This window comes from Caenimonas koreensis DSM 17982 (assembly GCF_009646335.1).
Classification (GTDB): domain Bacteria; phylum Pseudomonadota; class Gammaproteobacteria; order Burkholderiales; family Burkholderiaceae_C; genus Ramlibacter; species Ramlibacter koreensis.
This window is the reverse complement of record NZ_WJBU01000014.1, coordinates 73,836-87,396: the sequence shown is the minus strand read 5'-3', so window position 1 is coordinate 87,396 and position 13,561 is coordinate 73,836. Positions and strand designations below refer to the sequence as shown.

Annotated in this window: 12 protein-coding genes; 11 read left to right on the top strand and 1 reads right to left on the bottom strand. The window is 60.5% G+C overall.

What is annotated here, in order from left to right; genetic code table 11:
- Nucleotides 1-29 precede the first annotated feature (29 nt).
- The 9 genes from GHT07_RS15140 (at nucleotide 30) to GHT07_RS15105 (ending at nucleotide 10,628) form a co-directional block, all read left to right on the top strand.
- Entirely contained in the window at nucleotides 30-2,450 is a 2,421-nt protein-coding gene (locus GHT07_RS15140) for a GspE/PulE family protein (RefSeq protein WP_153585937.1), read from the top strand.
- A 190-nt stretch (nucleotides 2,451-2,640) separates the two neighbouring features.
- Nucleotides 2,641-3,117 (top strand): pilin, encoded by a 477-nt coding sequence (locus tag GHT07_RS15135; RefSeq protein ID WP_153585936.1) that lies wholly within the window; start codon nucleotides 2,641-2,643, stop codon nucleotides 3,115-3,117.
- Between the two features lie 74 nt (nucleotides 3,118-3,191).
- Nucleotides 3,192-4,379 carry a glycosyltransferase family 2 protein gene (locus GHT07_RS15130; RefSeq protein WP_153585935.1) on the top strand — a complete coding sequence of 396 codons (1,188 nt, stop codon included), beginning with the start codon at nucleotides 3,192-3,194 and terminating at the stop codon, nucleotides 4,377-4,379.
- Nucleotides 4,372-5,190, top strand: coding sequence for a hypothetical protein (locus tag GHT07_RS15125; RefSeq protein ID WP_153585934.1), 819 nt, complete (start codon nucleotides 4,372-4,374; stop codon nucleotides 5,188-5,190). Before GHT07_RS15130 ends, GHT07_RS15125 begins: the two co-directional genes overlap by 8 nt.
- Nucleotides 5,187-6,377 carry a hypothetical protein gene (locus GHT07_RS21325; protein ID WP_194792951.1) on the top strand — a complete coding sequence of 397 codons (1,191 nt, stop codon included), beginning with the start codon at nucleotides 5,187-5,189 and terminating at the stop codon, nucleotides 6,375-6,377. Before GHT07_RS15125 ends, GHT07_RS21325 begins: the two co-directional genes overlap by 4 nt.
- A complete protein-coding gene (locus GHT07_RS15120; protein WP_194792950.1) occupies nucleotides 6,367-7,650 on the top strand; it encodes a flippase in 1,284 nt (427 codons plus the stop codon). Before GHT07_RS21325 ends, GHT07_RS15120 begins: the two co-directional genes overlap by 11 nt.
- A complete protein-coding gene (glf, locus tag GHT07_RS15115; protein WP_153585932.1) occupies nucleotides 7,647-8,744 on the top strand; it encodes a UDP-galactopyranose mutase in 1,098 nt (365 codons plus the stop codon). The genes GHT07_RS15120 and glf overlap by 4 nt, the downstream gene beginning before the upstream one ends.
- Before the next feature lie 298 nt (nucleotides 8,745-9,042).
- Complete coding sequence (locus GHT07_RS15110; RefSeq protein ID WP_153585931.1) at nucleotides 9,043-9,717, top strand: hypothetical protein; 675 nt, start codon at nucleotides 9,043-9,045, stop codon at nucleotides 9,715-9,717.
- Complete coding sequence (locus GHT07_RS15105; protein ID WP_153585930.1) at nucleotides 9,714-10,628, top strand: glycosyltransferase; 915 nt, start codon at nucleotides 9,714-9,716, stop codon at nucleotides 10,626-10,628. Before GHT07_RS15110 ends, GHT07_RS15105 begins: the two co-directional genes overlap by 4 nt.
- Here the strand turns inward: GHT07_RS15105 and GHT07_RS15100 are convergent.
- Complete coding sequence (locus GHT07_RS15100) at nucleotides 10,608-11,573, bottom strand: glycosyltransferase family 2 protein (protein ID WP_153585929.1); 966 nt, start codon at nucleotides 11,571-11,573, stop codon at nucleotides 10,608-10,610. The two genes, GHT07_RS15105 and GHT07_RS15100, sit on opposite strands and share 21 nt — an antisense overlap.
- 116 nt (nucleotides 11,574-11,689) lie before the next feature.
- Here GHT07_RS15100 and GHT07_RS15095 point away from each other — a divergent pair, with 116 nt between their 5' ends.
- Both GHT07_RS15095 and GHT07_RS15090 read left to right on the top strand, forming a co-directional pair.
- Nucleotides 11,690-12,580 (top strand): GDP-mannose 4,6-dehydratase, encoded by an 891-nt coding sequence (locus GHT07_RS15095; protein ID WP_267237625.1) that lies wholly within the window; start codon nucleotides 11,690-11,692, stop codon nucleotides 12,578-12,580.
- Nucleotides 12,577-13,551, top strand: a complete 975-nt coding sequence (locus tag GHT07_RS15090; RefSeq protein ID WP_153585927.1) for a GDP-mannose 4,6-dehydratase — start codon at nucleotides 12,577-12,579, stop codon at nucleotides 13,549-13,551. Before GHT07_RS15095 ends, GHT07_RS15090 begins: the two co-directional genes overlap by 4 nt.
- The last annotated feature ends 10 nt before the right edge of the window (nucleotides 13,552-13,561 follow it).

Below are 13,561 nucleotides of genomic sequence, written 5' to 3'. Positions count from 1 at the left end.
GCGCAGCTTCAAGCGTGGGGGTTAATTCTATGAACGCCGTTCTAAAACCTGAGCAAAAGGACAGCGACCAGGCGTTCTTCGATTCGCAGATGCTCCCGCCTGACAAGCGGGGGGTCTCGTTCGAAGCGCTCTTCTTTCGTCAGCTCCAGCAGGTCACGACGAAGATCCACGAGACCGAGAACATCGACCAGATCATCCTGGAAGCCAGCCAGGACATCTGCAAGCTCTTCAATGCCGACCGGCTCACGGTGTACGCCGTCAATGAAGACCGCACGGCGATCGTCTCCAAACTCAAGACGGGCCTGAACACCAGTAAAGACCTGAAGCTGCCGATCAGCACGCAGAGCATGGCGGGCTACGCGGCACTCAAGAAGCAGATGCTGAACATCGTCGACGTGTACGACGAAGACGCGCTCAAGCGCATCAACCCGGCACTGAGCTTCGCAACAGCCAAGGAAGTCGACAAGCGCTCGGGCTATCGCACCAAGCAGATGATGGTCGTGCCGATCCTGGATGGCGATGTGCTGCACGGCGTCTTGCAGGTCATCAACAACAAGAGCGACCAGCCATTCGGCGAGCTCGAAGTCGAAGGCGCGACGCAGCTGTGCAAAACGCTTGCAACGGCGATCCGCCAGCGCATGCAGAAGGCCGAGGACGGCCAGCGCCGCCGCGCGACCAAGTACGACGGCCTGGTGTCAGACGGCGTGCTCAGCGCTGCCGAATTGCAGCAGTGCATCGCCAAGGCCCGCGAAGAAGCCAAGCCGGTCGAACACCTGCTGATGGCCGACTACCAGATCCGGCCTGCGCAAATTGGCCCGTCGCTTGCCAAGTTCTTTGGTGTGCCCTACGAGCCGATGAACAAAGGGCGCGTGCGCATCGAGATGATCCATGGCGCGCTCAAGCGCGATTTCGTCGAGGAGCAGGGCTGGATCCCGCTCGAGGAAACGCCAGAGGGCCTGCTCGTCATGTGCATGGACCCTGAAGCCGTGCGTGGCTCGCGCATCGTGCCGCAGGTGTTCCCGCGTATTTCCAAATTCTCGTATCGCGTCACGACGCAGACTGAGTTCGAGGAGACGCTCGCGCAGCTGTGGGGCGCTGATGAAGGCGGCGCGTCGATCGACGAACTGCTCGCCGATCTGTCTGCGCCTTCCGGCGACGACGAGGCCGAAGACGGCGTCGATGTCTCCGCTGCCGCCGACAACGAACTTGTGAAGTTCGTCAACAAGGTCATCGTCGACGCATATAACCAGAAGGTGTCGGACATCCACATCGAGCCGCTGCCGGGCAAGCAGAAGACCGGCATCCGCTTCCGCATCGACGGCAGCTTGCAGCCCTACATCGAAGTGCCGTCGCACTTCCGCCAGGCCATGATCACGCGCCTGAAGATCATGTGCGACCTCGACATTTCCGAAAAGCGCAAGCCGCAAGACGGCAAGATCAAGTTCAAGAAGTTCGGGCCGCTCGACATCGAGCTGCGCGTCGCCACCATTCCGTCGGCCGGCGGCGTCGAAGACGTCGTGATGCGTATCCTGGCCGCGGGCGAGCCGATCCCGCTCGAAAAACTGGGCCTCACGCCGCACAACAAGGAGCGGCTCGAAAAGACAGTGAGCAAGCCCTATGGCCTGTTCTACGTCTGCGGCCCGACCGGTTCGGGCAAGACGACAACGCTGCACTCCATCCTGAAATTCCTCAACACGCCGGACACCAAGATCTGGACAGCCGAGGACCCGGTCGAAATCACGCAAAAGGGCTTGCGCCAGGTGCAGATCAACCGCAAGGCCGGCATCGACTTTGCGCTCGTGATGCGGGCATTCCTGCGGGCCGACCCGGACATCATCATGGTCGGCGAGTCGCGCGACAAGGAAACCGTGTCGATGGGCGTTGAGGCCTCACTCACGGGCCACCTGGTGTTCTCCACGCTGCACACCAATTCCGCGCCTGAATCGATCATCCGTCTGCTCGACATGGGCATGGACCCGTTCAATTTTGCGGACGCGCTGCTGGGCATCCTTGCGCAGCGCCTGGCCAAGAAGCTGTGCGACTGCAAGGACGAATACTTCCCCGAGCAGGACGAAATCAAGCTGTTCGTCACCGAATACGCGGAAGAGCTGCGTCACTCAGCCGCCTGGAAGGCCGACTACGCGGGTGAGGCGAAGAAACTGTACGAGAGCTGGGTCAAGCTTTACGGCCATGATGGGCGCCTGAAGTTCTACAAGGCCAAGGGCTGCGAGAAGTGCAACAAGTCCGGCTACAAGGGCCGTATCGGCCTGCACGAATTACTCGTGGCAGACGACCCGACCAAGCGCCTGATCCAGGAGCGCGCGAGGGTTGCCGAACTCTTCGCCTCGGCCGTTGAAGGCGGCATGCGCACCCTGAAGATGGACGGCATGGAAAAGGTCATGATGGGCCTGACTGACCTGAAGATGGTCCGCTCGGTCTGCATCAAGTGACACGTTCGCGAACATATTTGTCACTCTGCCGCGGCAATGGACGAGTTTTGGCAGGTGCCGCAGGGAGATTCCGGGGTAACCGGAAGTTTTTCACGGCAACTTGTGCTGGCACGTAGATTGCTGCTAGTCCAGGCCAGGCGTCGCTTTTTTGCCTGACTGTCCTTTTCCCTTAACACTCTGGAGTTTTTCAATGAAGCGTCAACTGCAACAGGGCTTTACCCTGATCGAATTGATGATCGTGGTCGCGATTATCGGCATCTTGGCCGCTGTGGCCCTGCCGGCATATCAGGACTACACCAAGCGCGCCAAGCTGTCGGAAGTCGTGTTGGCTGCTTCGGCTTGCCGCACCACGATCTCTGAGGTGTATCAGACCGGTTCGCTGACGACCGCACCTGCCCCCAATGCATGGGGCTGCGAATCGTCGACGTCTACGTCCAAGTACGTGACATCCGTCTCCACCAGCAACCTCGGCGTGATCACTGTCAAGGCCCAGAACATCGACACGGCCAACATCGACGGCAAGACCATCGACCTGACCCCGACCGATGCCGCCGGTGCCGCCTTGACGGCGTACTCGACCGGTACCGTGGTTGGCGGCTGGAAGTGCGGCCCGTCGGCATCGAACGGCATCCCCGCTAAGTACCTGCCCGGCTCGTGCCGCGGTTAATAGTTAGTTTTTCCTGTGTATAAAGAGAGCGGCTTCGGCCGCTTTCTTTTTTTTAAGCGTCACTTTCCACTTTGATGAACCCTGCCGAGACGATCGAGCTAACGATACTCATGCCTTGCCTGAACGAGGCACGAACGGTGTCGCGCTGTATTGCTCAGGCGCAGGGCTATCTCGATCGCAGTGGCGTCAGTGGTGAAGTGCTGGTGGCCGACAATGGCTCGACCGACGGATCGCGCGACCTGGCAACACGTGCAGGCGCACGGGTTGTTGAAGTCCCGGAGCGCGGCTATGGCGCAGCGATAACGGCCGGCATCGCAGCGGCACGTGGGCGCTTCGTGATCATGGGCGATGCTGATGAGAGTTACGATTTCTCGCATCTTGACGATTTCGTGGGAAGCCTGCGTCAGGGCGTTGACCTGGTGATGGGGAACCGTTTTCGCGGCGGGATCGCACCCGGCGCGATGCCTTTCCTGCATAAGTACCTTGGCAACCCGGTCCTCAGCTTTGTCGGACGTCTCTTTTTCCGCGTTCCAATTGGCGACTTTCACTGTGGCTTGCGCGGCTTTTCGCGGGAAGCCATCAAGGGCCTTGGACTCATCACGCCGGGCATGGAATTCGCCAGCGAAATGATCGCCAAAGCCGCACTGGCCGGTTTGCGAATCGGCGAAGTGCCCACAACGCTGCGACCCGATGGTCGAGGGCGACCATCTCACCTGCGCACATGGCGCGATGGCTGGCGTCACTTGCGGTTCCTGCTGCTTTACTGCCCGCGTTGGCTCTTTCTCTATCCAGGTCTGGCGCTGTTCCTGGGGGGATTGGCAGGCACTTTCGTGCTCCAGCGAGGGCCTTTCAATATTGCCTCGTTCGGTTTCGACATCCATTCCATGCTCTTCATGGCAGGTGCGGTCATCCTCGGGGCGCAGCTTGTTTCCCTTGCGCTACTGACAACATGGACTGCGGTGCTCTCGGGCATCGTGCCCGAGCCGCCGTGGTTGCGTCGCTCGAAGGGGTTGGTCAGCCTGGAGTTCGGGATAATTGCCAGCCTCACAATCATCACACTCGGATTTGTTTGGTCTCTGGCGCTTTTCTTCCAATGGCGCGGCACCGGCTATGGTGTCTTGATACCGGGCCAGTTGATGCGAGAGGCCATTCCGGCTGTTGCGTTGATGATCGTCGGCGCCCAAGGGGCCGCCACGAGCTTTTTCGCGGCGGCACTCAAAGCCTGCTGGGAGTCGCTAGGAGGAGCGCTTCGACGTGGCTGAAGCAAGGCCCGCTGGGCCGCCGCCCTGGCTTGAAGGCCTGACCATATGCGGGGGCGCCTGGGTGCTCCTGGTATCCATACCGCTTGCGTTAGGCGGCATCGGCATCACTTGGGATGGCCTCAATCACCACCTCTACCTCGGATGGACCGCCCAGCATCAGCGCTTCGACAGAGATGTCGTGGCCGCGTCATATCAGGTGTTCCAGTTTCCCTATGCGAACTGGCCTCTCTACAAGCTCGCACTCTCGGGAGTTTCCGGACCCGTGGCGGGAGTGTTCTTGGCTTCGGTGCAGTGGCTTGCTGTCCCGGCCGTATGGATGATCGCTTGTCGGTGCATACCCGGCCGAGACTGGTTCGCCGCCATGTTCCGCGCTTTCGCCGTTGTGCTGGCATTCTCCAGCGGGCTGGTGCTTTCGTTCTTCGATAGCACCATCAATGACCTCATCGCGTGCATACCCTTGATGTGGGCGGTTGCATTTAGCTTGCCCATTCCCAAAGACGACGGCCAAACCTGTTCGCCGGGCCTTCGCTTTGTGGCACTTGCAGGTTTGCTCGCCGGAGCCTCTGTCGCGCTGAAACTAAGCAATGGCCCCGTCGCTGCTGCGCTACCTGTCATCTGGTCGTTCGGCGCCGGTGCCGTCGCAAGCCGATGGCGCACGATGGCGGTGGGCATAGTCGCGACAGGCCTTGGATTTACTATGTCTTATTCGTATTGGGGCTGGCTCCTTTGGGAATATGCAGGTAACCCGGTCTACCCGTTCTGCAACGCGTGTTTCCAGCCCGTGCGTGACCTTCTTGGCTGGAAGCCATGATCCGTTTCGAACCCGATACCTGGATTGACTTCTTGATGCGGCCATTCGCGATGGTGGCGCCTGACTCCAACGTCTACGTTGAGATTGGCGCGCCGGACTTGCGGTTCGCGTTCTCCATTCTGCTCGGCGTCGTCCTGTTGATTGCCTTGCGCCCGCGCGTCGTCCGTTCGTCACCGACATTGGCACTGGGAGTCTGGACAGTCGTGATCTTCATCATTTGGATGTTGACGTCTGGCAATGGGCGCTACTTCATTCCAGGCCTCTTGGTGATCGGTCCACTCTGCATTGCTTTGGCGTATCGCATGCCGGGTACCCGTGGGCTGCGGGCATGCGTCGCACTTCTGATGGTGGGGCTGCAATTGTTCGCCGTCGTGGCTGTATCGCCCTGGCAGTCTTGGGGTTGGGCCCAATGGAGAGACGACTCGTATTTCCCAGTGACCCTTGACGAGCAGGCGCGGACAAAGCCTGCGACTTACGTGGGGGTTTCGAACATTTCCTATTCACTGATTGCGCCGCAGTTTCCGCAGCAGTCGCATTGGATCAACACGTCGTCGTTGCCAGATGCATCTGACATTGCATCGCCGGAGGTACGGCGGGCGCAAGCCTTGCTGACGGCGTCGAGCGACATTCAGCTGCTGGTCCCAAGCCGCCCGGACTTCATGGACGCCGACGGCAATCCCACGCCGGCGCTTGCCGATGAAGTCGACAAAATGCTCAATGGCCAGCGGTTGGCCGTGCGACGGCCCCTTGCCTGCCGGCTACTGCTCTCCAGGGGCCTGCTCGCAATAGGACTTGGCCTGACAGAACTAGACAAGGCCCCGGACAGACTGAAGGCCACCGTGGGGTTCTGGGTTTGTCCGCTTCAGTATCCTGTTGCACGGCTGCCGCAGCAGAAAGAAAAGTTCCCCGAGATTGCCCAGGTGTTTGCTGCCGTGGAAAAACAGTGCCCGCGCTTTTTCGCGCCCGGCCAGACCGATGTTGTCAAATCAGAAGATGGGTGGGTGCGCTTCTATCCACAGTCCGACATGAGACTCTACGTTCGCGACGACGGCCGTGTTTACTACAAATATTTCCGCTCCCTCAACATGGTGTTGCTCGGCGAATCGGCTGCGGTTCGTTCAGGAGCATCGGTGGACTGCGCCACCATCCGGGGCCGCTCCGGAATGCCATGGCAGCGTGAAATTTAGCGTTGCCGTGGCATCCCTTAACAGTTATCGCCGGAACATCGCAGCCTTGCTTGCGGGGCAGGCCATCGCGTATTTGGTGCCGCTGATCAGTGTCCCCTTCCTGGCTCGCGTTCTGGGCCTTGGTCCCTATGGGCGCCTGGCCTTTGCGATTGCCTGTGTCCAGTATTTCCAAATCGTCACCGACTACGGATTCAACCTCAGTGCCACCAGGCGTCTTGCAATCATCAAACATGACAGCGAGCAAGTCGCGCAGCTTCTCGCATCCGTGACCGTCATCAAGCTCTTGTTGTGCGCGGCCGGATTTGTTGTGGTTGTCGCGCTGGCCACTTTCGTCCCCGAACTCAATGACAGTTCAGCGCTTCTAGCTTGCGCCTACATTGCAGTACTCGGACATTCCATCTTCCCGCTCTGGTTCTTTCTCGGGCTGGAGCGCATGCAGGCGCAAACAGTCTGCATCTTCATCGGGCAATTGATCAGCTTGGCATCTCTGGTGCTTTTCGTGAACGGCCCGAACGATCTTTCGGTTGCTGCTGCGAGTCTGGGCTTAGCGCCAGTCATCAGTGCGATATGTGGCTGGTTGGTGCTGCGGTCGGCCGGCCTCGCCAGATGGAGCTGGGCGGGGCGAAACCACGCGCTCGAGACTTTGCGCGACGGGTGGCACACCTTTTATGCCAACGCGGCTATCGGCGTTTACACAACAACGACGATTGTCGGACTGGGTTTTATTTCGACCGCAGAAGCTGTCGGTTTGTTTTCGGCCGCCGACAAAATCGTGAAGGCCGTCCTCGGCTTGACCTCACCGGTAGCGCAGGCCGTTTACCCGCACATTGCGCGTCTGAGTGCTCAATCTCGCGAATCAGCGCTCGCCTTTATCGGTCGCCTCCTGCGCTGGCAGTGCATCGGCAACGGTGTGTTGTCGTTCGCGCTGCTGATCGGAGCGGATACGATAGTCCGCACCCTGTTCGGGGCGCAGTTCGCCGCAGCGGCCGATGTAATCCGGTGGATGGCGCTTCTGCCGTTAATTGTGGGTGCATCGAATGTTCTGGGCGTGCAGGCAATGTTGAATTTCGGAATGAGCTCGGCCTTTGCCCGTATCGTGGCGTCTTCCTGTCTGTTCCATGTGATTGTTCTCCTGCCGCTGGTCGACCGTTTTGGCGCAAGCGGTGCCGGCACAGCAATTTTGGCAACGGAAGTTTTTGTTGTGATCCTCATGTCGCGCGCCCTCTCCAAAGGGGGCCTGTTGGCGCCAATCGTGCGCGCGCCTCATCCATGAAGGCGGGGCGCGTGCTTGTTGTAGGGGCCGGCTTCGCCGGCGCGGTCTGCGCGCGTGAGCTCGCAGATGGCGGTTGCAATGTGACCGTGCTCGAGCAGCGCGATCACATCGGTGGGAATGCACATGACAGGCTTGACGACCACGGTGTGCGAATTCATCCCTACGGTCCGCACATCTTTCACACGAACGCCCAACGGGTCGTCGACTGGTTGTCGCGATTTACCGAATGGCGTCCCTACGAGCACCGCGTGCTCGCCTCGATTGAAGGAAAGCTGCTGCCGATCCCGGTCAATCGCACGACCATCAATCGGCTCTACGGCCTGAGCCTTGACGAAAGCGGCGTGGAGCAATTCCTGAACTCTGTGCGCGAAGCGCGCGACCCGATACGAACCAGCGAAGACGTTGTCCTGGCAGGAGTGGGGCGCGACTTGTGCGACAAGTTTTTCCGCAACTACACACGTAAGCAGTGGGGGCTTGACCTGTCGCAATTGAGTGCCGCAGTCGCAGCCCGTATTCCGGTGCGCACCAACGACGACGACCGCTACTTCACAGATCGGTTCCAGGCGATGCCGCAGCCGGGTTACACACCGATGTTCGAGCGCATGCTCGACCACCCGCGAATCAAAGTAAGAACGCGTGCTGCCTATCGGCCGGGCGAAGGCGACTTCGCGCACGTTGTCTACACAGGCCCGATCGATGCGTTCTTCGACCACTGCTTTGGCAAGCTTCCCTACCGCTCATTGCGATTCGAGCACGAACATCTTGGAAGCGAGCAGTTCCAAACAGTCGGGACAGTGAACTATCCGAACGATTTCGACTTCACGCGCATCACAGAATTCAAACACTTAACCGGCCAGGCTCACGCGGCCACTTCGATCGTGCGAGAGTATCCGCAAGACCAGGGCGATCCGTATTACCCAATTCCACGCCCCGAGAACGAATCGCTTTACCAGCGTTACAAAGAGCTCGCACAACAGCGCCACGACGTGACTTTTGTTGGCCGGCTGGCGCAATACCGCTACTACAACATGGACCAGGTCGTGGCGGCATCGTTGACGGCGGCCGGGCGGCTCCTGGGTCGAAGCGATGAGTGAGCCGGCCGTGATCTCTGAGGACCGGATCCGGATCCTCTGCCCCGGCGGTCTCGTCAGCGGCGGTGCGGAGCTCCTGCATCAACTCGCTGGCTCGTTGCGCGCACGTGGGCTCGACGCGGCCATCGTCTACACGCCACTGGGCTCGACTTTCACGACGCCCGTCGAATATGGGCGGTACCAATGCGAGGTCGCGCACACAGTGCCGGACGAGAAGGGCGTTGCGGTAATAGCGCCTGAAGTCGGCACACTTGAGCTTGCAAGGTTCAAGCACGCGTGCCACGTCGTGTGGTGGCTTAGTGTGGACAACTACAGCGGGCGTCTTGGCACGCCCGCCGGCTGGAAGATGATCGTGCGCCGCTGGCTGTTCAGCGACATTCCCCGTCCGGAGACGACAGTGCACTTGTTCCAGTCCGAGTACGCGCGTGACTTCGTGCGTAAACGATTTGGCGCTGGCGGCGAAATGCTTTCTGACTATCTCGCCGCCGAGTATTTGCAAGCGCCCATTCAAGGGGTGCGAAGACCCGCTGTCGCGTACAACCCGCGCAAGGGGCAGGCCTTCACCCGGCAATTGATGCAGGCGTGCCCGGGCGTTAAATTTGTGCCGCTCGAGAACATGACGCGCGACCAGCTGCGTGCGACTCTTGATACGTGCATGGTCTATGTCGATTTCGGTCATCATCCCGGCAAGGACCGAATCCCGCGCGAAGCCGCTGTGCGAGGCGCAGTCGTCATTGTCGGGCGCACAGGTTCGGCGGCGGTGATGCAGGATGTACCACTGCCCGAGCGCTACAAATTCGCGCCGCGCGCGGATTCTCTGCCAGCGCTGCGGGGCCTGATCGAGGAGGTCTTCCTGAACTTCGACGAACATGCCCGCGCACAACAGCCCTATCGAAACGCGATCGCGGCAGAGCCCGCTGCTTTCGAAAGCCAACTTGACCGTGTCTTTGGACGCGGCACAGCAAATCGGCCATGACCGTCGACCCCGCGGCCGCGCAACGGGTGTTGGTGACAGTCGTGGTGTATCAGCCCGGCGCCGAACTGCTCGAGCATCTACGCGTATTGCGAGCGCAGTGCGCCGATGTTCTCGTCATAGACAACGCCTCCGCGACCGCAGCGGACATAGCAGCGGCAGTGCAGGCGAGCGGCTGTCGTCTCCTGCACAACGAAGTGAACCTCGGCATCTCCGGCGCGCTGGCGCAGGCGGCGCGCATTGCGAAGGCCGAAGGATTCCACTGGCTGCTCACGTTTGACCAGGACAGTCTCTGCCCGCCAGGGGCCATCGACGCCTTGCTAACCCTGGCGCGCGAACATCCCGAGTCTGAGCGAATCGGCCTGGTCGCACTTGGCAGCCGCGACCGCGTCACCGGCCGTGAATACCATCATCGGCTGGACATCCTGCGCGAGACCGCCCAGTGGCGAGAGCTGCGCTCGGTCATCACGTCCGGCAGCATGGTGCGAATCGAGGCACTGCAGGATTCGCCGTTCGACGAGCGCCTTTTCATCGATGCTGTTGACCATGCCCTGTGCCTGACGCTGCGCCGCCATGGATGGCTGGTCATCGAATCAGCCAGCCATGAGCTACAGCATTCGATCGGCCACGCGACCATGCACAAGTTATTCGGGCGCACGGTGGTTTGCACGCACCATTCGCCATCACGGATCTACTACAGGAATCGCAATCACCTCGAGGTGTGTGTGCGCAATCTGCTGTTCGATCCTGTCTGGGCCCTCAAGGGAATGGCGCAGGTTCTGTCCAACGATATGACGGTGCTGATCTTAGAGGAGGACAAAGTTGCCAAGCTGCGCGCCATGCTCGGCGGGCTGCGCGACTTCTTGTTCAGGCGGTTCGGGCCCCTCCCCCCGTCAGGCCTTGGCAGGCGGTGACAGAAGGGGTCGCCCTCGTAGAAGCTCCAGCACCAGCATTGCACGCAGCAGCAGTTCGTCCATCAGGTACTGGCGCTGGCGCCGCGGCACAAACAGCAGCCGCAGAATGCTCGAGGGCCGGCTCGCATCGAACCGGTTGTCGATCAGCTCGCGCTGCCAAGGTTGCAGCGCCGCGCCATGCACCTCGCGAAAATTGGCGTCCATGTCGAACATGATCCTCAGCCAGCTCCTGCGGCGCACGAAAGACGCATTGGTGAGGTAGCGGCGCCATCCTGCGCCACGGCCGATGACGTTGCTGCCGTGCTGGCGGTAAAGCACTGTGGGTTGCGGATCCATCACGACTTGCCCGAGTGCAGACACCACCAGGTAGATCCACCAGTCGTGAAAGTAGATCAACTCTTGCCTGCCGGTGCGGCAGACCAGTGCAACAGCGGCGGGACTCAACGCTATCGTGCAGCCAGTCACGATGTTTTCGATAACCGCGTTCGCGAAGGACGGGCCTCGGGGCGGCAACGGTGTGTCGCCAAGCACTCGAAGTTCTTCGTCCACTAGCGTGAGTCGGGAGAAATAAAGAATGGGTTTGCCGGGGGCATTCCCGATGTGCGCCCACGCGCGATCGACGCGTCCTGGCAACCACACGTCATCCTGGTCGCACACCATCACCATTTCGGCGTCCGGCGGAACGTGGGACAGCAGCCAGAAGAAGCTGCGGGCAAAGCCTATGTTGGAGCCTCGCGTCAGTTGGATTCGGGCGTCGCCGATGGACTCGACGATGTCGGGTGTTGAGTCACCGGAACCATCGTCGCGTATCAGCAGGCTTGCCCGCGCAGGCAGCTGCGCGAGGATGGACCGCACCTGCTCGGCGACAAATCGCTCGCCTCGATAGGTCGACATCACCACGATTACGCGCATTCCGGTTCCCCGTCTGTTGCGGGCAGCCCGCATTGCGCATTATCCGAGGCTAGCCTCGGGTAGGATAGGGCGCCTCGCGACCGCTGTATCCCGATGAGACGCCCAGCCTGCATCTACCCGATCGCCGAAAGCGATTTTCCATGAAGACTTTGGTCACTGGCCTGACTGGCTTTGTAGGCTCGTGGTGCGTCGGTCGCTTCGGGCAGACCTGCGACCTGGTTGACGACCAAGGGTGGATCGACATGCGCGATGCAAGTCGAGTCACTGGCGCACTACACGCAATTCGCCCTGATGCCGTGGTACACCTCGCGGCGCAGAGTTCTGTGGCGGCATCGTTGCAAAATCCACAGGAAACCCATGAAATCAATTTCGGCGGCACGCGCAATCTGTTGAATGCACTTGCAAGCTCGGGCTTCCGGGGGCGCATGCTCTATGTTGGCTCTGCAGATGTGTACGGCCACACGCGGCCTGGCGACCTTCCCGTCACCGAGCAGTGCGCTGTGCAACCGCTAAATCCCTACTCGTTGAGCAAGCTTCAGGCGGAGTCACTATGCATCGAGACATGCCGTGACGCGGCTTTCGAGATCGTGATTGCCCGGCCGTTCAATCACATCGGTCCACGGCAGGGCGTGCAGTTCGCCATTTCCGATTTCGCCCGCCAGATTGTTGCGTGCCGTGACGGGCGCCGCCCTGCGCGCCTTGCAGTTGGCAACGTGGATATCACGAGGGACTTCACTGACGTACGCGACATTGTTCACTCCTACGAGCTGCTGCTTGAGGCGGGGCACAACGGCGAGGTCTACAACGTGTGCTCGGGCGTGGAGCGCAGCATGCGGGAAGTGATAGGCATTCTGTGCGCGGTGAGCGGCGTGGAAGTTGCACTTGATATTGACGAGCGAAGGCTGCGTCCCGCCGAGCAGCAGCGCATGTGCGGCAGCTATGCGCGCCTTGCTTCAGTGACCGGCTGGGCACCTTCAATACCATTTGAGCAGACACTGCGCGACATCGTCGACTATTGGCACGCAAAGGATTCTTCATGACAAACAAGAGCGCGCTCATCACAGGCATCACTGGTCAGGACGGAGCGTATCTCGCGCGGCTTTTGCTCGCCAAGGGATACAACGTCTACGGGCTGCTGCCGCGTCGCTCCACCGATTCTCTGTGGCGCCTGCGATACCTGGGCATAGAAGGCAACGTCCAGATGCTGGACGGCGACATCACCGATTTGTCGTCAATAATCCGCGCGCTGGAACGCGCCAAGCCGCAGGAGCTCTACAACCTCGCGGCCCAGAGCTATGTGGGGTCGTCCTGGGCGCAGCCTCTGCTAACCGGCAATGTGTCCGGACTAGGCGCAGTGCAAGCGCTCGAAGCGATTCGCCTGGTCAATCCGCAGATTCGCTTTTACCAGGCCAGCACCAGCGAGATGTTCGGTCTGGTGCAAGAGAGCGTTCAGAGTGAATCGACACCGTTTTATCCACGCAGCCCGTACGGCTGCGCCAAGCTCTATGCGCATTGGATGACGGTCAATCACCGCGAAAGCTTCGGTCTGCACGCCTCCAGCGGCATTTTGTTCAACCATGAATCCCCCCTTCGCGGCATTGAATTCGTCACTCGCAAAGTGACAGACGCGGTTGCGCGTATCAAGCTCGGACGCCAGAAGGCGTTGAAGCTCGGCAACATCGATGCAAAGCGTGATTGGGGCTTTGCTGGCGACTTCGTTGAAGCCATGTGGCTGATGGTCCAGCAACCCAAGGGCGACGACTATGTCGTCGCGACTGGCCGCACGACTTCCGTGCGGGATATGTGCCAACTTGCCTTCGCGCATGTGGGCCTCAACTACATGGACCACGTCGTGCTGGACCCGGCGCTGATTCGCCCGGCAGAAGTTGATGTGCTGCTCGGCAACCCGTCCAAGGCGCGCGCCCAGCTTGGTTGGCATGCAAGCACAACGCTGGAAGAGCTGATGGTCATGATGGTCGACGCCGACCTGCGGCGAGTCGAACGCGAGTGATGCGCAGGCG

What these genes read in the sequence shown, in the direction of transcription:
- GHT07_RS15140 (WP_153585937.1), top strand. Translation starts at nt 30, where the DNA reads ATGAACGCCGTTCTAAAACCTGAGCAAAAGGACAGCGACCAGGCGTTC.
- GHT07_RS15135 (WP_153585936.1), top strand. Translation starts at nt 2,641, where the DNA reads ATGAAGCGTCAACTGCAACAGGGCTTTACCCTGATCGAATTGATGATC.
- GHT07_RS15130 (WP_153585935.1), top strand. Translation starts at nt 3,192, where the DNA reads ATGAACCCTGCCGAGACGATCGAGCTAACGATACTCATGCCTTGCCTG.
- GHT07_RS21325 (WP_194792951.1), top strand. Translation starts at nt 5,187, where the DNA reads ATGATCCGTTTCGAACCCGATACCTGGATTGACTTCTTGATGCGGCCA.
- glf (WP_153585932.1), top strand. Translation starts at nt 7,647, where the DNA reads ATGAAGGCGGGGCGCGTGCTTGTTGTAGGGGCCGGCTTCGCCGGCGCG.
- GHT07_RS15105 (WP_153585930.1), top strand. Translation starts at nt 9,714, where the DNA reads ATGACCGTCGACCCCGCGGCCGCGCAACGGGTGTTGGTGACAGTCGTG.
- GHT07_RS15100 (WP_153585929.1), bottom strand. Translation starts at nt 11,573, where the DNA reads ATGCGGGCTGCCCGCAACAGACGGGGAACCGGAATGCGCGTAATCGTG.
- GHT07_RS15090 (WP_153585927.1), top strand. Translation starts at nt 12,577, where the DNA reads ATGACAAACAAGAGCGCGCTCATCACAGGCATCACTGGTCAGGACGGA.